Annotated in this window: 17 protein-coding genes and 2 pseudogenes; 12 read left to right on the top strand and 7 right to left on the bottom strand. The window is 61.4% G+C overall.

Annotated elements, in window-relative coordinates:
- Nucleotides 1-104: 104 nt before the first annotated feature.
- From hslO to ACZ1HK_RS14035, 12 genes and pseudogenes are all read left to right on the top strand, one after another.
- A pseudogene (hslO, locus tag ACZ1HK_RS14090) lies at nucleotides 105-1,105 on the top strand (Hsp33 family molecular chaperone HslO).
- Entirely contained in the window at nucleotides 1,089-1,676 is a 588-nt protein-coding gene (locus ACZ1HK_RS14085; protein ID WP_472629219.1) for an NUDIX hydrolase, read from the top strand. The pseudogene hslO and the gene ACZ1HK_RS14085 overlap by 17 nt, the downstream one beginning before the upstream one ends.
- A complete protein-coding gene (locus ACZ1HK_RS14080; RefSeq protein ID WP_472629218.1) occupies nucleotides 1,673-2,809 on the top strand; it encodes a CCA tRNA nucleotidyltransferase in 1,137 nt (378 codons plus the stop codon). The genes ACZ1HK_RS14085 and ACZ1HK_RS14080 overlap by 4 nt, the downstream gene beginning before the upstream one ends.
- The gene (locus ACZ1HK_RS14075) at nucleotides 2,810-3,388 is read left to right on the top strand and encodes a LysE family translocator (RefSeq protein ID WP_472629217.1); all 579 of its coding nucleotides are present in this window, start codon (nucleotides 2,810-2,812) and stop codon (nucleotides 3,386-3,388) included.
- A 38-nt stretch (nucleotides 3,389-3,426) separates the two neighbouring features.
- Nucleotides 3,427-5,283 (top strand): ABC transporter ATP-binding protein, encoded by a 1,857-nt coding sequence (locus tag ACZ1HK_RS14070; RefSeq protein WP_472629216.1) that lies wholly within the window; start codon nucleotides 3,427-3,429, stop codon nucleotides 5,281-5,283.
- A 103-nt stretch (nucleotides 5,284-5,386) separates the two neighbouring features.
- Nucleotides 5,387-7,147, top strand: coding sequence for an ABC transporter ATP-binding protein (locus ACZ1HK_RS14065; RefSeq protein WP_472629215.1), 1,761 nt, complete (start codon nucleotides 5,387-5,389; stop codon nucleotides 7,145-7,147).
- Nucleotides 7,144-7,650, top strand: a complete 507-nt coding sequence (locus tag ACZ1HK_RS14060) for a P-loop NTPase family protein (RefSeq protein ID WP_472629214.1) — start codon at nucleotides 7,144-7,146, stop codon at nucleotides 7,648-7,650. The genes ACZ1HK_RS14065 and ACZ1HK_RS14060 overlap by 4 nt, the downstream gene beginning before the upstream one ends.
- A 100-nt stretch (nucleotides 7,651-7,750) precedes the next feature.
- On the top strand, nucleotides 7,751-8,173 hold the full coding sequence (locus ACZ1HK_RS14055) for a VOC family protein (protein ID WP_472629213.1): 423 nt from the start codon (nucleotides 7,751-7,753) through the stop codon (nucleotides 8,171-8,173).
- Nucleotides 8,166-9,388 (top strand): annotated as a pseudogene (locus ACZ1HK_RS14050) (class I SAM-dependent RNA methyltransferase). Before ACZ1HK_RS14055 ends, ACZ1HK_RS14050 begins: the two are co-directional and overlap by 8 nt.
- A gap of 21 nt (nucleotides 9,389-9,409) precedes the next feature.
- On the top strand, nucleotides 9,410-10,222 hold the full coding sequence (locus ACZ1HK_RS14045; RefSeq protein WP_472629212.1) for an ion transporter: 813 nt from the start codon (nucleotides 9,410-9,412) through the stop codon (nucleotides 10,220-10,222).
- Complete coding sequence (locus ACZ1HK_RS14040; RefSeq protein WP_472629211.1) at nucleotides 10,219-10,833, top strand: Crp/Fnr family transcriptional regulator; 615 nt, start codon at nucleotides 10,219-10,221, stop codon at nucleotides 10,831-10,833. The genes ACZ1HK_RS14045 and ACZ1HK_RS14040 overlap by 4 nt, the downstream gene beginning before the upstream one ends.
- Nucleotides 10,834-10,899: 66 nt before the next feature.
- A complete protein-coding gene (locus tag ACZ1HK_RS14035; RefSeq protein WP_472629210.1) occupies nucleotides 10,900-11,094 on the top strand; it encodes a YgaP family membrane protein in 195 nt (64 codons plus the stop codon).
- Between the two features lie 3 nt (nucleotides 11,095-11,097).
- Here the strand turns inward: ACZ1HK_RS14035 and dxs are convergent, their stop codons facing one another.
- From dxs to ACZ1HK_RS14000, 7 genes are all read right to left on the bottom strand, one after another.
- Nucleotides 11,098-13,017, bottom strand: a complete 1,920-nt coding sequence (gene dxs / locus ACZ1HK_RS14030; protein ID WP_472629209.1) for a 1-deoxy-D-xylulose-5-phosphate synthase — start codon at nucleotides 13,015-13,017, stop codon at nucleotides 11,098-11,100.
- 50 nt (nucleotides 13,018-13,067) lie between these two features.
- On the bottom strand, nucleotides 13,068-13,934 hold the full coding sequence (locus ACZ1HK_RS14025) for a polyprenyl synthetase family protein (RefSeq protein WP_472629208.1): 867 nt from the start codon (nucleotides 13,932-13,934) through the stop codon (nucleotides 13,068-13,070).
- Between the two features lie 3 nt (nucleotides 13,935-13,937).
- Nucleotides 13,938-14,180: an exodeoxyribonuclease VII small subunit gene (locus ACZ1HK_RS14020; protein ID WP_472629207.1), complete on the bottom strand. Its 243-nt coding sequence runs from the start codon at nucleotides 14,178-14,180 to the stop codon at nucleotides 13,938-13,940.
- A 2-nt stretch (nucleotides 14,181-14,182) separates the two neighbouring features.
- Entirely contained in the window at nucleotides 14,183-15,100 is a 918-nt protein-coding gene (locus tag ACZ1HK_RS14015; RefSeq protein ID WP_472630839.1) for a histone deacetylase family protein, read from the bottom strand.
- A 39-nt stretch (nucleotides 15,101-15,139) separates the two neighbouring features.
- A complete protein-coding gene (locus ACZ1HK_RS14010; protein WP_472629206.1) occupies nucleotides 15,140-15,886 on the bottom strand; it encodes a hypothetical protein in 747 nt (248 codons plus the stop codon).
- A 112-nt stretch (nucleotides 15,887-15,998) separates the two neighbouring features.
- Complete coding sequence (locus ACZ1HK_RS14005) at nucleotides 15,999-16,706, bottom strand: response regulator (RefSeq protein ID WP_472629205.1); 708 nt, start codon at nucleotides 16,704-16,706, stop codon at nucleotides 15,999-16,001.
- A gap of 3 nt (nucleotides 16,707-16,709) precedes the next feature.
- Nucleotides 16,710-17,222 carry a MarR family winged helix-turn-helix transcriptional regulator gene (locus tag ACZ1HK_RS14000; protein ID WP_472629204.1) on the bottom strand — a complete coding sequence of 171 codons (513 nt, stop codon included), beginning with the start codon at nucleotides 17,220-17,222 and terminating at the stop codon, nucleotides 16,710-16,712.
- Between the last annotated feature and the right edge of the window lie 15 nt (nucleotides 17,223-17,237).

Raw genomic sequence — 17,237 nt, 5'->3', positions numbered from 1 at the left:
TGCGGCAGGTGCAAGGCAGAACTGCGGCACGCTTGGGTTTGGTGTTGCCCGTGGGCCGCCTATATGGGACCAGACCTTCCAAAGATTGCGTAAAGGGGTGCAATATGACCCTGACCACGAAACTCGCGTGGGACGACACTGTTTTGCCGTTTCAGCTCGACCGCTCTGATGTGCGCGGTCGTGTGGCGCGGCTTGATACCACGCTAGACCAGATCCTGGGGCAGCACGACTACCCTGCGCCGGTTGAGGCAATGGTGGCCGAAATGGCCCTGCTGACCGCGCTGATCGGGCAAACGATCAAGCTGCGCTGGAAACTTTCGCTGCAAGTCCGCTCCGACGGGCCGATCCGCCTGATTGCCACCGATTTCCTCGCGCCTGAGGCGGAGGGGAGCCTGCGCGTATCCGGGCCTATGCATCCTATGATGCCGACAAGCTGGATGTGACCGGCCCTGCCTTCCCGCAGATCGGGTCGGGCTATTTCGCGATCCTGATCGACCAGGGGCCTGACATGACGCCCTATCAGGGCACAACCCCCTTGGCCGGTGGGTCTCTATCCGCCTGTGCAGAGGCTTATTTTGCGCAGTCCGAACAGCTGCCGACAAAATTCCACCTGTCCTACGGGCAGGCGCAGGAACCGGGGCAGGCGCCAAGCTGGCGCGCCGGTGGCGTGATGGTGCAGCTGATGCCTGAATCGGCGCTTGAGGCGCAGGGTGGCGGCACCGGGGAAGAGGGTTTGCTGACGGCTGAGGACCTTGTCGATGAGGACACGGCCGAAGATTGGAACCGCGCCAAGATCCTGCTCGACACGGCAGACGAGATGGAGCTGATTGGGCCGCATGTGTCGCCCACCGACCTGTTGGTGCGCCTGTTCCATGAGGAGCAACCGCGTGTCTTCGATGCGCAACCGGTGGCGTTTGGTTGCACCTGTTCCGAGGATCGCGTGCGGCAATCTCTGTCGATCTATTCGGCAAAGGACATCGCCCATATGACAACGGATGAAGGCCGCGTAACTGCAGATTGCCAGTTCTGCGGTGCCCATTACGACTTTGACCCCCTCACCCTGGGGTTCGAGGCCGAGAAAGACCCAGATGGGACGCCCCGTTGATCTGACGACCATCGTGGCCGCGCTGGACAGTCCGGCGCGGCCATCGTCGGACTATGACCTGAACCCGGGCGTGGTTCTGCCCGAAGGCCGCAAACTTCGACCCGCGGCCGTGCTGATCGGTGTGCTGGACGATCAGGTTATCCTCACCAAGCGGGCCTCGACCCTGAAGCACCATCCGGGTCAGATCGCCTTTCCCGGTGGAAAGGTAGATGGTGATGAAACGGTCGTTCAGGCCGCCCTGCGGGAAGCGCAGGAAGAAGTGGGGCTTGCGCCCGATAACGTGTCTGTCCTTGCGGAATTGCCGCCGCATGAAACGGTCACAAGCTATGCCGTGACGCCCGTGTTGGCGCATATCGAGCGTGATTTCGACCCAATGGTTGAACCCGGTGAGGTTGCGGAATGCTTCCGCGTGCCGCTCGCCTTTCTGATGAACCCTGCCAATTATGCCGTCGAAGGCCGGCGCTGGCGTGGGATGCGGCGTGAGTTCTTCACCGTGCCATACGGCCCCTACTACATCTGGGGCGCGACGGCGCGGATGTTGAAAAGCCTTGCAGACCGGGTGGCAGGATGAAGTTGCAAGCGGAATGGTTGGCACATCCGGGCACTGTGGCGGTCTTTGATGCCCTGTCTGGCTATGATGCATGGTTTGTGGGTGGATGCGTGCGCAACGGGCTGTTGGGGCAGCATGTCGACGACATAGATATCGCCACCGATGCGACGCCTGATCAGGTCGTGGCCCTCGCCGAGGCCGCTGGCCTGCGCGCGGTGCCCACGGGGATCGACCACGGCACGATCACCGTCGTAGCCCAGGACAAGCCGCACGAGATCACCGCCTTGCGCGCCGATCTTGAAACCGACGGGCGTCATGCGAAAGTGGCCTTTTCGTCGGACATCAAAGACGATGCTGCGCGGCGCGATTTCACCATCAATGCGCTTTATGCGACCCGCAACGGCGACGTTCTTGACCCGAATGGGGGCGGCTTGGACGACCTCGCCGCCCGGCGCGTGCGCTTCATTGGCGACCCGGCACAGCGTATTACTGAGGATTACCTGCGCATTCTGCGCTTCTTCCGGTTTCACGCCTGGTATGCCGATCCTGAAGGCGGGCTGGATGCTGATGCGTTAGCCGCTTGCGCCGCCCACTCAGATGGGCTTGAAAGCCTCGCGAAAGAGCGGATCACAGCCGAGCTTCTGAAGTTGCTGCGCGCCTTTGACCCGGCCCCTTCGGTCGCGGCGATGGAAAAATCTGGCGTCCTTTCCGCTGTACTGCCGGGTGCGCAATCCGAGCTTTTGACTGTCCTGACAGGCCACGAAACGAACCTTGTCCCCGACGCCATTCGGCGCCTTGCGGCCTTGGGTGGTCCAGACATTGCAGGTCACTTGCGCCTCTCCAAGGTCGAGGCGAAGCGCTTGGAACTCTACCGGGATGAGATGGCGGCTACGACCCCACCCGGCGTTCTGGGGTATCTGCACGGGGCCGCTGCCGCACAAGACATCCTTGCACTGCGGGCTGCGGTGTTTGAGCAACCGATTTCGCAGAACGAAAGAGACGAGGCTGAAACCGGGGCTACGGCCACCTTCCCAGTCCGCGCTGCCGATTTGCCTGATCTCGAAGGCGCAGCCCTGGGTCAAAGCCTGCGAGAGCTTGAACAGCGCTGGATCGACAGCGCCTTCACCCTCACAAAACAGGCTCTGTTAGGCTAAATGGACCCGCTTTTTCTCTTTGTCTTTGCAGGTCTCTTCAGCCCGGGTCCGAACGTCATCATGCTGACGGCTTCGGGTGCGCGGTTCGGGTTTGTGCGCACCCTGCCCCATGTCTTTGGGGTGGCCATGGGGGTTGGCATCATTGCCGGACTCACAGGTCTTGGGATTGGTGCGATTTTGGCAAACTACCCGGCGCTTGACCTGACCTTGAAGGTGGTCGCCGCCGCTTGGATCATCTGGATGGGTGTGACGTTGTGGCGATCATCGGCGGCGGGGCAGCGCGATGCAGGCGATCAACCCTGGGGCGCGCTGAAAGCCGCCCTGTTCCAATGGGTCAATCCAAAGATCTGGGCCGTCGCGGTGGCCGCAGCATCCGGCTTTCCTGGAGGCTTGTCGCCGATGGGTGAGGCGCTGCGTTTGGGCGCCACGTTTTCGACCCTGAACTTGGGCGTTTGCCTGTTCTGGAGCTTTGCGGGATCCCTGCTTTCCCTTCTGCTGACGACCCCAAAGGCCTGGACGATCTTCGCACGCACCATGGCCATTGGCCTGCTTGCATCGGCGCTGATGGTGTTCCTCTAAACCCTGCGCTATACAGCAAGGCTGACACGGGGTTTGTCATGTTCCGCTTTTTCGAAAGGCTGGTCGATCCGTATACCGCGTATCCGGAAAACGATCACCCGCCGCGCCGCCTTTGGCCGTTCCTTTGGGAGTATTCCCAGCCCTTCAAAGGGCTCTTCGCCGTCACTGCCGTGATGTCAATCATCGTGGCCGCCGTTGAGATTGGGTTGATCTGGTATCTGGGACGCGTGGTCGATCTTTTGACTGAAGGCGAACCGGCGGAGGTTTTGTCCGAATACGGGACTGAGCTTGCCTTTGCAGCCCTGTTCATCCTGCTTCTGCGGCCGGCCCTTCAGTCGTTTGGCACCGCGCTGTTGAACAACGGCATTCTCCCGCAATTCGGAGCGCTGGTGCGGTGGCGCGCCCACAAGCAAGTGCTGCGCCAATCGGTCGGCTTTTTCGAGAATGATTTTGCTGGCCGCATCGCCAATCGGATCATGCAAACACCCGGTAGCGCGGGGGACGCGATCTTTCAGATCTTCGATGCGATTACATTCTCGCTCGCTTATCTTGTTGGGGCCGCGATCCTACTGGCTGAGGCCGACCCGCGCCTTGCCATTCCGCTGATCCTTTGGTTCGGCCTTTATGCCCTGCTGCTGCGCTGGACGATGGCGCGCGTTGGGCCCGCCTCCAAAGCCAGCGCGGATGCGCGGTCCATGACCACGGGTCGGGTCGTGGACAGCTACACCAACATCCACTCCGTCAAGCTGTTCGCGCATCACGACTCTGAGCTGTCCTATGCGAAAGATGCGATCGAGCAGACGCGCCAGACCTTCGGGCGCGAGATGCGGATCTTCACGACGATGGACGTGATGCTTGTCACGCTGAATGGCTTCCTGATCGTCGCCGTCGTGGGGTGGGGCATCTGGTTGTGGAGCCTTGGGTCCGCGTCGGTCGGTGTGGTCGCGGCGGCCACTGCGCTGACCCTGCGCCTGAACGCGATGACCGGCTGGATCATGTGGGCCGTATCCACCTTCTTCCGCTCGCTCGGCGTGGTGGCGGAGGGGATGGAGACGATTACCGAGCCGATCCAACTGACCGATGCGCCCGGTGCAAGGCCGCTGAACATCGCCGATTGCAAAATCACCTTCGACGGGGTTTCGCACCATTACGGACGCGGCGCAGGCGGCATCGACGCTTTGAACCTGACCATCAATTCGGGCGAAAAGGTCGGTCTCGTGGGCCGCTCCGGGGCCGGAAAATCGACCCTCGTGAAGCTTCTCTTGCGGTTCTATGACGCCGAACAGGGTCGAATTCTGATCGACGATCAAGACATCGCCCGCGTCACGCAAGACAGCCTGCGCGTACAGATCGGCATGGTGCAACAAGACTCGTCGCTCCTGCACCGATCCGTCCGCGACAACATCCTTTACGGCCGGCCTGAGGCGACCGAGGCCGAGATGCTTGCCGCCGCCAAACGGGCCGAGGCGCACGACTTCATCCTTGACCTGGAAGATCCGCAGGGGCGCACCGGCTATGACGCCCATGTGGGGGAACGCGGCGTGAAACTGTCAGGTGGTCAGCGACAGCGCGTCACCCTTGCCCGTGTCATCCTGAAAGACGCCCCGATCCTTGTTTTGGACGAGGCAACTTCCGCGCTCGACAGCGAAGTCGAGGCGCAAATTCAGGAAACACTCTATGGCGTGATGGAAGGCAAGACCGTCATCGCCATTGCCCACCGCCTTTCCACCATCGCCTGGATGGATCGAATTGTGGTTCTCGATGACGGTCGCATTGTCGAGGACGGCACCCATGACGCGCTTCTCGCGGCAAACGGCCTATATGCGAACTTCTGGGCGCGCCAATCGGGCGGGTTCATCGGGATCGAGCCCGACACCGGGGAGGCGGCAGAATGAACCAGATCAAACGCGTCGGTATCTGGCTTGGCACTCTGATCGCGCCCTTTGAGCGTGCCGAAGGGCCCCGCCGCAGACGCTCTGGGCTTTCATCAAATGGTGCTTGGCCGGGTCCTGGCCGGTCATTGTCCTTGCCGCCGCCTTTTCGGGCATGGCGGGGTTGATGGAGGTCGTTTCGGCCTGGCTCCTGGGCGTAATGATCGACAGCACGACGGGCGAAAGCGTCGATTACCTTGCGCGAAATGCGCTTCTGATTGCGGGCTATATCGGCTTTTACCTGCTCGTCCGGCCGCTCTTTTTCGGGCTTTCGGCCGCCTTCACGGGCATCGTCCTACCACCAAACCTTGCACCGCTGATCCAGTCGCGGCTGCACCGCTGGACCCTTGGCCATGATGTGACGTTTTTCGACAACGATTTCGCCGGGCGCATCGCGCAGAAACAGGCGCAGTCGGCGTCTGCGCTGGTCAATGTCGTGCAGGAGGTTATCTCGGCCGCCGTTTATGCCGTGATCACGCTGATCGGCACGCTTGGCCTTCTGCTGGCGATTGATTGGCGTATCGCTCTGCTGCTGTTTTTGTGGATGGGTGGCTACGCGGCTTTGATCAGCTGGTACCTGCCGCGCATCCGTATCCGAGCCAAGGCGCGTGCCGCTGCCCGCGCTAACGTGACAGGCCAGGTCGTTGATACCATCACGAACATCAAAACGGTCAAGCTCTTCGGTCATACCGATCACGAGGATACCGCGGCCATCGGCGCGATGGCGGGCTACCGCGATGCAGCGCTGCAATTTGGTTACCTCTCGACCGCGTTCCGTTTTGTTTTGATGGCCGTCGCCGGGTTGCTGCCGGTGCTGCTTGTTATCGGGGCCGTTTTGCTGTGGCGCAACGGGACTGTGACATCGGGCGATATTGCGGCCATCGGGGCCATTTCGATGCGGATTTCGCAGATGACCGGCTGGGTGTCTTTCACGCTGATGGGCATCTATTCGAACATCGGGGAGCTTGAGGATGGCATGCGCACCCTGACCCCTGCGCATGGGCTGACCGACGCGCCAAACGCTGATGTCCTTCCGCGTCTGTCTGGTCGTGTCGAATTTAACAATGTCAGCTTCGCCTACGGCCAGCGCGCCGGTGGCGTGGACCGGATAAACCTTGTTGTTGAGCCTGGGCAAAAGCTTGGCGTTGTCGGGGCCTCCGGGGCCGGCAAATCAACCCTCGTGAACCTTCTGATGCGGCTCTACGATGCCGAACAGGGTCGCATCTTGATCGATGGGCAAGACATCGCCTTGGTGACGCAAGACAGCCTTCGCCAACAGATCGCTATGGTCACGCAGGAAACCGCGATGTTCAATCGCACAGCGCGGGACAATATCCTGTATGGCCGCCCGGGCGCGACAGAGGCGGACGTGATCGACGCCGCCAAGCGCGCTGAGGCGCACGATTTCATTCTGGATCTTGAGGATTTCAAAGGCCGCACAGGCTACGACGCCTTCCTGGGCGAGCGCGGCGTGAAACTGTCCGGCGGTCAACGCCAACGCATCGCCCTTGCCCGTGCCTTCCTGAAAGACGCGCCGGTTCTGGTGCTGGATGAGGCCACCAGCGCGCTCGACAGCGAAGTTGAGGCCGCCATCCAGAGCACCCTGACGCGCGTGATGGAGGGCAAGACAACCATCGCCATCGCCCACCGCCTTTCGACCCTATCCGCCATGGATCGCATCATCGTCCTTGATCAGGGCCGCATCGTCGAAGATGGCACGCATGACGCGCTTCTTGCGCAGGATGGCCTCTACGCCCGCTACTGGACCCGCCAATCGGGGGATTCATCGGCACTGACGACGTGGCTGCAGCGGAATGAAGTGCCATGAAACGCGTCATGATCATCGGCCAGCCCGGTAGCGGCAAATCCACCCTTGCCCGCCTGTTGGGCGAGAAGACCGGGCTGCCCGTCCACCACATGGACCAGATCCATTGGATGTCCGGCTGGAATGAGCGCCCCAAGCCCGAGAAGATCGCGCTGGCGATGGAGGTTCAGAACCGCGACGCGTGGATTTTCGAAGGCGGGCTGCGGCACACGAAAGATCACCGGCTTGCCCGCTGCGATACGCTCATCAACCTCGATTTTCCCCTATGGCTCCGCGCCTGGCGCGTGGGCAAGCGCACCGTTCTCCATTTCGGGCGCACCCGGCCCGACCTCCCCGATGGCTGCCCGGAGAAAATCAGTTTTGAATTCTGGAAATGGATCTGGGACACGCGTGAGAAGAACCGCCTCGCCAACCTCCGGTGGATGGAGGACGCGGGGCCACATGTCACAGTCCATCACCTCAGCACCCCGGCTCAGGTCCGCTGCTTTCTCGACCGTCAAGGATAAGGCACCAACCCGCCCATCTTTGTTCCATGAAAATGCAAATCCGACGTGTGCGCCCCGCGCGACGCTTGCCGTTTCGCGCGCTTTCCCGCAATCCTGCCCCATGGACCTTGAAACGATCTCTGCCGAGGATTTTGGCCGCGCCCTCACCGGTGTCGGCCTCAACCTGCTGACCCGCGATGTCCGTGCGTTGGCCGCGTTTCTGACCGACACGTTCGGCCTGACCGCCCATCGCGTATCCGATGATTTTGCCATCATCCGTCACGGCGGCGCTTTGATACAGCTTCACGCTGATGGCACGTACCATTCCAACCCATTGCCACAGCTTATCCCGGAAAACCCGCCCCGTGGCGGTGGCGCGCAACTCTACCTTTTTGGGATCGACCCCGACGTGGCGGTTCAGCGCGCCGCGGCCCATGGCCACCACGTGATCGAACCGCCCGCCGACAAGCCCCATGGGTTGCGTGAAGCCACGATCCTCTCGCCTGAGGGGTACGCCTTCTCGCCCGCGATCCCCCATGGCTGAGGTGACGATCCAGCGCCTTGGCCACCACGGCGACGGCATTGCAGACGGGCCTGTCTACGTTGCCCGCGCTCTGCCGGGTGAGGTTGTGAGCGGTGAGATTGAAGGCGATCAGATCGCGTCACCGTCTGTGATCACACCCTCGCCGGACCGCGTAAAGGCCCCTTGCCCGCACTACAAATCCTGCGGCGGGTGTAGCCTTATGCACGCCTCCGACGCCTTTGTGGCGCAGTTCAAGACAGATGTGATCACAAATGCACTGACCGCCCATGACCTGCCAACGCCACTTCGCAAAATTGATACGTCACCGTCGCACACGCGCCGCCGCGCGACCCTTGCGGGAACCCGCACCAAGAAGGGGGCGCAAATCGGATTTCATGCCCGCAAATCAGACACAATCGTGCCAATCAGGGACTGTTCTCTGCTTCACCCGAGGCTGCTTGAAACCCTTCCAGCCCTCGAACAGATCACCCGCCTCGGCGCGTCCCGGTCTGCCACATTGGCCTTTGCACTGACCCTGACTGAGACCGGAATCGATTGCCGCGTGACCGGCGGTAAACCCCTCGACGGCCCTCTGCGCGCGGCCCTTCCGGCCCTTGCGCGCCCCTTCATCCGCCTCAACTGGGAGGATGAGCCCGTTTTTGTGGAGACACCGCCCGTACTCAGTATCGGGCCGGCGCGCGTGTCGCCGCCCCCGGCGCCTTTCTGCAAGCCACACCGGAAGGCGAGGCCGCATTGCAAGCCGCTGTTTCTGAGGCCGTGCAAGGCGCACGCCATATCGCTGACCTCTTCTGCGGGCTTGGCACGTTTGCCCTTCCGCTTGCGCAAACGGCGCCTATCCATGCCGTTGAAAGCGAAACCGACCTTCTTGCGGCACTGACCCATGCGGCCAACCATTCGACCGGCCTAAAGCCCATCACAACCGAGGCGCGGGATCTGTTCCGTCGCCCGCTGCTGCCGGACGAACTCGCGAAATTCGACGCCATTGTCATCGACCCACCCCGCGCCGGCGCCGAGGCGCAGACGCACGAGATCGCCAAAGCGCAGGTCCCCACAATCGCTGCTGTATCCTGCAACCCGGTGACCTTTGCGCGTGATGCCAAAATCCTCATCCAGGCCGGGTACAGCCTGGATTGGGTGCAACCGGTCGACCAATTCCGCTGGTCGCCGCATGTGGAGCTTGCGGCAAAGTTCACCCTGCCCCATATCCAGACCTGATTTCTTCAGGAGCAATTGTTGATGTCCGAGCTGACCTTCCGCACCCGATTGGCTGACTTCATGGAAAGCGCGCGGGTGCGCAATTTCATCATCGGCGTCATCATCTTCAATGCGATCATCCTGGGGCTGGAAACGTCCGAGCCTGTGATGGCGCGGTACGGCGGTCTTATCTACGCGCTGGATCGGCTCTGTTTAGGGATATTCGTCGCTGAGCTTGCCCTGAAGCTCTTCGCGCTTGGGCCGCGTTTCTTCCGTTCGGGCTGGAATATCTTCGATTTCCTGATTGTCGGTATCGCGCTGATGCCGTCGGCCCAGGGACTGAGCGTTTTGCGTGCCTTGCGGATCCTGCGGGTGCTGCGCGTAATCTCGGTCGTGCCGTCCCTACGCCGGGTGGTTGAAGGCTTGTTGACGGCTCTGCCCGGTATGGGATCGGTCTTCTTGCTGATGTCGATCATCTTCTACATTGGCGCAGTCATGGCCACGAAGCTTTTTGGCGGCGATTGCCCGGCTTGTACCCCGGAACAGGCCGCAAATTTCGACGCTTGGTTCGGGACACTTGGCCGGTCGCTTTATTCGCTGTTCCAGATCATGACGCTGGAATCCTGGTCCATGGGCATCGTTCGCCCGGTGCAGGAGGTTTATTCCTATGCGTGGATGTTCTTCGTGCCCTTCATCCTCATCACGACATTTGCGGTCGTGAACCTTGTCGTGGGTCTTGTCGTGAACTCCATGCAAGACGCCCACGCCGAAGAGGCCAATGCAGCAACGGATGCCTACCGCGACGAGGTTTTGGAACGCCTCAAATCCATTGAAGAGCGGCTGGACAAGCGTTGATAGATGCTGCGCGATATGCCGATCAGGGCAGCGTCATCAACGCGCCCGATGGGGCATGTCTGTTCCAGCCCGGAGATGAAAGCAGCGCCTTTCTGATCGTTACAAAGGGGCATGTTCGGGTCGAACAGACCAACGCGGAAGGCCGCACCATGGTCCTTTATCGCGTGCATGAGGGCGAAAGCTGCGTGATGACAACCTCCTGCGTTCTGGGGGCGCGGCCATACAGTGGCTATGGCTATGCCGAAGGCGCGGTCGAAGCGCTGGCCATTGGGGCCGAGCGCTTCAAGCGCCTGCTGGCCGAGGATGGCGCATTCCGCGATCTGGTGTTCGAGGGCTTCACGCAGCGTCTTGTGGAACTGACCAACGTGATTGATGCACTCTTGCTGCACCGGACGGATCTGCGCCTTGCCGCCTGGCTGGCGAACCGTGGGGCTGGATCGTGCGAAATGACCCAGCAGGACATCGCACAGGAAATCGGCACCGCGCGCGAGGTCGTGTCGCGCACGCTCAAATCTTTCGAGCGTGAAGGGTGGCTGGTGCTTGGACGTGGTCGGTTAGAGATCACAAATCCTACCGCTCTGGCGATGCATTCGAAATCGCAGGCAACGTGACTCTGTCACCGACATGGGCATGCTGACGTGGCAAAATGGGGCATCTTTCACACAAGGAGTGACCCCATGACCATCACCCGCAACCTCGCGACCTGGGACCGTGCCGCGCGCTTCATCGTCGGCGCTCTACTTATCGTTCTTGCCATCACGGGCACGATCGGACTTTGGGGCTATGTCGGCGCCATCTTCGTTGCCACGGCCTTCATGAACTTTTGCCCGATCTATCGGGTGTTCGGCCTGAAAACCTGTACCGACTGCTAAAGCTCAGGCCCGCTTTTCGATAATCTCCACGCCGAGGGTGCGCAGCACCTTCGCCTCGATATCCTCGGCGTTCATGCCCGCCACCGCGTACATATCCGCAGGGCTCGCTTGATCAATGAAGATGTCGGGCAACACCATGGACCGGTATTTCAGGCCGCTGTCGAACACGCCTTTTTCGGCCAGCAAATGCGCCACATGAGAGCCGAAGCCCCCAACAGCACCTTCTTCCACCGTGATCAACGCTTCGTGGTGACGGGCCAGTTGCAGGATCATCTCTTCGTCAAGCGGCTTGGCGAACCGGGCATCGGCGATGGTGGGCGCAATGCCTTTCTGCGCCAGCCGCTCCGCGGCCTCCTGCACCTCTTTCAGGCGCGCGCCGAAGTTCAGGATCGCCACGCGGTTCCCTTCCGCGATCATGCGTCCTTTGCCGATTTCAAGCGCAACGCCGCGGTCGGGCATCTCAACGCCTACACCTTCGCCGCGCGGGAACCGGAAGGCACTGGGCCTGTCGTCAATCTCAAGCGCTGTGCGCACCATGTGCCGCAACTCGGCTTCGTCTGAGGCCGCCATCACGACAAATCCGGGAAGGTTCGCCAGATAGCCCACATCATAGCTGCCCGCATGTGTGCAGCCGTCGGCCCCAACAAGCCCGGCCCGGTCAATCGCGAAGCGGACCGGGAGGCGTTGAATGGCCACGTCGTGAACCACCTGATCGTAGCCGCGTTGCAGGAAGGTCGAATAGATCGCCGCAAAGGGCTTTAACCCACCGGCGGCCATGCCAGCGCAGAACGTCACGGCGTGCTGTTCCGCAATGCCAACGTCGAAACAACGGGTCGGAAAGCGTTCGGCAAACAAATCCAGACCCGTCCCGTCCGGCATCGCCGCCGTCACCGCCACCACCTTCGGATCATCGACGGCCTCAGCAATCAGGCTTTGCGCGAAGACCTTGGTATAACTCGGTGCGTTCGACGGCGCCTTCTTCTGCTCACCGGTCGCGATGTCGAACTTCGCGGTCGCATGGCCGCGATCGGCGCGATGTTCGGCGTAGCCCTTGCCTTTTTTCGTGATGGCGTGGATCAGGATCGGCCCATCGGCGCGCGCCTTGACCGTTCGCAACACCGCCAAGAGGCTCTCCATATCGTGCCCATCAATCGGCCCGACATAGGAAAATCCCAGCTCCTCAAACAGCGTCCCGCCAACCGTGGCCGACTTCAGCAATTCCTTCGCCCGCCGAGCCCCTTCCTGAAACGGCTCAGGCAAGAGCGAGACCGCGCCCTTGGCTGCTGCCTTCAGCTCCTGAAACGGGGCACCCGCATAAAGCCGTGACAGGTAGGACGACATCGCCCCCGTTGGCGGGGCAATCGACATCTCGTTATCGTTCAGGATCACGATCAGCCGCTTGCCCAGATGGCCCGCATTGTTCATCGCCTCGAACGCCATTCCGCCCGACATCGCGCCATCGCCGATCACGGCAATCGCATCGCCTTGCCCGGTCTCACAATCGCCACCCAGATCGCGCGCCACGGCAAAGCCCAAAGCCGCGGAAATCGAGGTAGAGGAATGCGCTGCGCCGAAAGGGTCGAACGGAGATTCCGACCGCTTCGTGAACCCGCTCAACCCATCCTTCTGCCGGATCGTCAGCATCTGCTCACGCCGCCCGGTCAGGATCTTATGCGGGTAGCATTGGTGCGAGACATCCCAGATCAGCTTGTCGCGCGGCGTATCAAAGACAGAATGCAGCGCCACCGTCATCTCGACCACGCCCAGACCCGCGCCGAAATGGCCGCCCGTCTGGCTGACGGTCCAGATCATCTCGGCCCTCAATTCATCGGCCAGCTTGCGCAGATCGTGATCTGACAGATGCTTCAAATCGGCAGGCTGGTGGACCTTGTCCAGCAACGGGGTCGTCGGGCGCTCGCTCATATTTTGTTCGCTACCGCCTCCGGCTGCTTGAGCGGGCGGCACGCCTCCTTTTACTTGTCACGAGTCACTATGTAGTGCGCCAGATCGCGCAATGCCTGCGCCTTTTCGCCATAGGGCGCGAGTGCCGCATCAGCCTCGGCCACAAGATCACCGGCGCGGGCTTTGGCCGCATCAAGGCCAAGCAGCGACACAAACGTCGCCTTCCCGGCATCTTCATCCTTGCGCAGGGCCTTGCCTGCCTTCTCGGCATCGCCTTCCACGTCGAGGATGTCGTCGGCTATTTGGAACGCCAGACCGATGGCCTGCGCATAGGCCCGCAACGGCGCCGGGTCAGCCCCGCCCAGAATTGCGCCCGCATGGGCCGGCCATTCGATCAGGCGACCCGTCTTGTTGGCTTGCAGCGCTGTGATTTCTTCCAGGGTCAAGGGCCTGCCCGCCGTCTCCGCCGCGATGTCCTGCGCTTGGCCCAAAACCATCCCTTCGGCACCGCTTGCCTTTGCCAGCGTGGCGATTAAGGCCCGCCCCTCCACGGCTGTCCCGGCCTCCGCGCGGCTGAGCAATTCAAAGGCGAAGGTCTGCAGTGCATCGCCAACAAGCACCGCCGTCGCGTCGTCCCATTTCACGTGAACAGTCGGCTGCCCACGGCGCAGGTCGTCATCGTCCATGCAAGGCAAATCATCGTGGACAAGCGAATAGGCATGCAGGCATTCCACGGCACCTGCCGCATAGAGTGCACGTTCGACCGGCACATCGAACAACGCAGCGCTTTCCAGAACCAGGAACCCGCGCAGCCGCTTCCCGCCATTGGTGGCGTAGCGCATGCCTTGGGCGATCTTGTCGTCACCCAGCGGCGCCATCTGCTCTGTCAGGAAATCGCCGATGCGGCTCTGCGCATCCGTCAGGGCCGTCTTGAACAAGGCTTACAGGCCTTCAACAGGCTTGGCGCCGGTCGCCTCACCATTCGCATCCAGCGTGATCTGGGCGACTTTCTCTTCGGCTTCTTTCAGTTTGGCCTCGCACCGCGCTTTCAGGGCAGCACCCCGTTCATAGAGTTTGATCGAGTCCTCCAGTGCAACCTCGCCACGGTCAAGCTGCGTGACGACCTGCTCCAACTCGCGGATCGCATCCTCAAAGCTCATCTCGTCAATTGGGGTGTCTGCCATCCTTAGTCCTCCAACTCCGTCACATGGGCCAGCACGCCGCCACCCAGGCCTTCCAGATCATAGCCGCCTTCAAGTGTCGAGACCACGCGCCCCTCACAAACCTCCTCGGCCACGCTCACCAACTCCCGGGTGACCCAGGCGAAATCCTCATCCTCCCAAAGCAGATTTGCGAGTGGATCGCGAGCATGGGCGTCGAACCCGGCTGAAATCAGGATCAGGTCCGGATCGAACTCCCTCAGACGAGGAATGACGTGGCTCTCGTAACGCGACCGCATGGCGTGGCCGTCCGATCCCGGCGGCAAAGGCAGGTTCATCACATTGTCAGACGCACCGCGTTCGTGGACAGCACCGGATCCGGGATAAAGCGGCTTCTGATGGGACGAGATGAACAGCGCACGCGGTTCGTCCCACAAAAGGTCCTGCGTGCCGTTACCGTGGTGGACGTCGAAATCAACGACGGCGACGCGCTCCAGCCCGTGCCGATCCAGCGCATGCTGCGCGGCGATGGCGATATTGCCGAAAAGGCAAAAGCCCATGGCGCGGGTCTTTTCGGCATGGTGCCCCGGGGGGCGCGTCGCGACGAAAGCGCGTTTGTGGGCGCCTGACAGAACCCGATCTACGGCCAGAAGACACCCGCCGACGCCCTTCAACGCGGCCTCCCATGTACCAGGCGAGGCACTGGTATCAGCATCAATCTGCACCATGCCTGTCGTTGGCTGTGCGTCGCGCATGGCGTCGATATAGGCTTGCGGGTGACACAGCGCGATGTCGGCCTCAGTCGCTGCTGGGGCCTCTTCACGCAAGGCATCTACGTCCGAGAGGACCGCGAAAACGGTCTCAAGCCGGGCTATGCGCTCCGGATGGCCTTCGGGCATCTCGTGATTCAGGCCGGACGGGTTGTTGACGATCAGCACAGGCAGCAATCCTCTCTTTGAGCTTGGATTGGTTTCACCCCAGCCTCAGCGGAGTTGCAAGTGAATGTGGTCGTCATGGCGGGCGGCGTTACAGCCCTGAAAGCCAATCGTGGGGTGTGAGACGTTCCAGCTTTGCAGCAGATGCGGCTCCACAAAGATACGTCCGACGCGCGGATCACCGGCGAGGATTTGCAGGGCGGTACGGTTCCGCCGCACCTCCGGCACATGATCGCGCCAGAGCGGTTGAAGCAGCCCAAGGTCCCATCGCAGAGACGGAAAAGAAGAAGCGCAGGTGGTCGGCCCATCCTCGAACGCAAAGTAACCGACGGGCGAACGGATGGCACCGGGCAGATAACCGGTATCGTCGGCGTAGTAGAAGGCAAGGTCGACCTTTTCGCCATCGTCATGCGACAGGTGTGGCAGCAGGGGGAAGCCATCGAAGAACGGGAAATTGGCGTCCAGGACCAACGTGGTGGTGCCGGGATAGCGACGGTCCATTTCCGTGGCAGTGTCGGTCAGAACCTCGGCAATCTCTGGCGAGACATAGTGGCGATTCAACGCGCAGTAGAAGAAAGATTGCATGGCAAGCGGGCCATCGCTTGCGCAATCCAGAGGAACGCGCCCGAATTGCGGGGCAAGGAAGACAGTGGCGCCCGACAGAAGGGCGTAGATGACGACGAAGGCCAGAGCCGTGCGGCGGAAAAGAAGGGCCAGCAGCCACGCGAGGCCGCCGATCTGAGTCAGGATCGTCAGAAGGAGGATCGTGGCAATGTGAAGGAGGGCGCGGATCATGGTGGCGATGAGCGTAGCAGCCCTGCTTCAAAGGTTAACATTTAGTAAATTTATTCAAGTTTATCTTTTATTTTCAATGGCTTAATATACCTTATCAAGCGTGATAAGGTCTTCAATCCGGCGCAAGCATATAGCCCGCGCCTCGCACGGTCTGCAGGTAGCGCGGCTGTTTCGGGTTCACCTCGATCTTGCGCCGCAGCCGCGTGATCTGCACATCCACCGCGCGTTCCTGCACCGGCTCTCCGCCGACCTTGTCGCGGTTCAGAAGGGAGACCAGATCCGCTCGCGTGATCGCCTCGCCCGGCTGGTGCGAGAAGATGCGCATCAAAGCCGCCTCGGTCGCTGTCAGGCGCACAGGTTCCTGCCCCTCGAACAGCTCTCCCCGCTCGATATCGTAGCGGATCGGTCCGAGGTGGAGGACCTGTGGAACCGTGCTTTCTTCCACTGGCGCGGGCATGCGCCGCAAGATCGCGTTGATCCTGAGCAGCAATTCCTTCGGCTCAAACGGCTTGGCAAGATAATCATCCGCCCCGGCCTCCAGCCCTTCGATCCGATCCTCGGACTCACCCTTGGCAGTCAAAAGCAGAATTGGCGTAGCAGACTCCGCCCGGATGTCTCGGCACAGGCTTAGCCCATCTTCGCCAGGCATCATCACGTCCAACACGATCAGATCAAAGCTCAAGCCATCCAGAAGTTTCCGGGCATGGGCTGCGTCGCGCGCGCCGGAGGCCATAAAGCCATTGCGCATCAGGAACTTTTGCAAAAGCTGCCGAATGCGTTCGTCATCATCGACGATGAGAAGATGTGCTCCGATATCCATGCGCTACCCTTGATCGACGCCGTCAAGGTACTGGCGTCGCATCTCAGGGTCCATCATCTCTTCCAGAACGGCGCGAAAGCCCTGAACCGCCTCCGGGCCGGCGTTGCGGAACGCAGCCCGCATCCGGTTGCGTTGCGCTTCGGACAGAGCCTGTTCCAGGGCCTTTCCGGCTTCGGTCAGATGGAGGTGGCGCTCGCGTTTGTCCCGTGTGCCAACCCGTGCCTCGACCAAACCGTCATCGACAAGTGTGCGCAGAACCCGGTTCAGGCTTTGCTTTGTCACCCCAAGGATCGAGAGCAGGTTGTTCACGGTTGTCCCCGGGGTCCGGTTGATGAAGTGGACGGCCCGATGATGCGCGCGCCCGTATCCCTTTTCGATCAGGATGCGGTCCGGGTCGGCTGTGAACCCGCGATAGGCAAAGAACATCGCCTCAATCCCGCGCCGAAGCTGATCGTCGGTCAAGAACAGCAGGGTGTCCCCTCGCGCCATCGCCCCAGTGCTGCCGCGTTCGGCCATATCTGTCCCTTCCTT

It is taken from the genome of Gymnodinialimonas sp. JB5-7 (assembly GCF_055693405.1).
Note: the sequence above shows the minus strand (reverse complement) of the source record. Positions and strands in the feature narration are given on the sequence as shown.

What these genes read in the sequence shown, in the direction of transcription:
- ACZ1HK_RS14070 (WP_472629216.1), top strand. Translation starts at nt 3,427, where the DNA reads ATGTTCCGCTTTTTCGAAAGGCTGGTCGATCCGTATACCGCGTATCCG.
- ACZ1HK_RS14035 (WP_472629210.1), top strand. Translation starts at nt 10,900, where the DNA reads ATGACCATCACCCGCAACCTCGCGACCTGGGACCGTGCCGCGCGCTTC.
- ACZ1HK_RS14000 (WP_472629204.1), bottom strand. Translation starts at nt 17,222, where the DNA reads ATGGCCGAACGCGGCAGCACTGGGGCGATGGCGCGAGGGGACACCCTG.
- ACZ1HK_RS14020 (WP_472629207.1), bottom strand. Translation starts at nt 14,180, where the DNA reads ATGGCAGACACCCCAATTGACGAGATGAGCTTTGAGGATGCGATCCGC.
- ACZ1HK_RS14005 (WP_472629205.1), bottom strand. Translation starts at nt 16,706, where the DNA reads ATGGATATCGGAGCACATCTTCTCATCGTCGATGATGACGAACGCATT.
- dxs (WP_472629209.1), bottom strand. Translation starts at nt 13,017, where the DNA reads ATGAGCGAGCGCCCGACGACCCCGTTGCTGGACAAGGTCCACCAGCCT.
- ACZ1HK_RS14055 (WP_472629213.1), top strand. Translation starts at nt 7,751, where the DNA reads ATGGACCTTGAAACGATCTCTGCCGAGGATTTTGGCCGCGCCCTCACC.
- ACZ1HK_RS14075 (WP_472629217.1), top strand. Translation starts at nt 2,810, where the DNA reads ATGGACCCGCTTTTTCTCTTTGTCTTTGCAGGTCTCTTCAGCCCGGGT.
- ACZ1HK_RS14080 (WP_472629218.1), top strand. Translation starts at nt 1,673, where the DNA reads ATGAAGTTGCAAGCGGAATGGTTGGCACATCCGGGCACTGTGGCGGTC.
- ACZ1HK_RS14085 (WP_472629219.1), top strand. Translation starts at nt 1,089, where the DNA reads ATGGGACGCCCCGTTGATCTGACGACCATCGTGGCCGCGCTGGACAGT.
- ACZ1HK_RS14060 (WP_472629214.1), top strand. Translation starts at nt 7,144, where the DNA reads ATGAAACGCGTCATGATCATCGGCCAGCCCGGTAGCGGCAAATCCACC.
- ACZ1HK_RS14045 (WP_472629212.1), top strand. Translation starts at nt 9,410, where the DNA reads ATGTCCGAGCTGACCTTCCGCACCCGATTGGCTGACTTCATGGAAAGC.
- ACZ1HK_RS14010 (WP_472629206.1), bottom strand. Translation starts at nt 15,886, where the DNA reads ATGATCCGCGCCCTCCTTCACATTGCCACGATCCTCCTTCTGACGATC.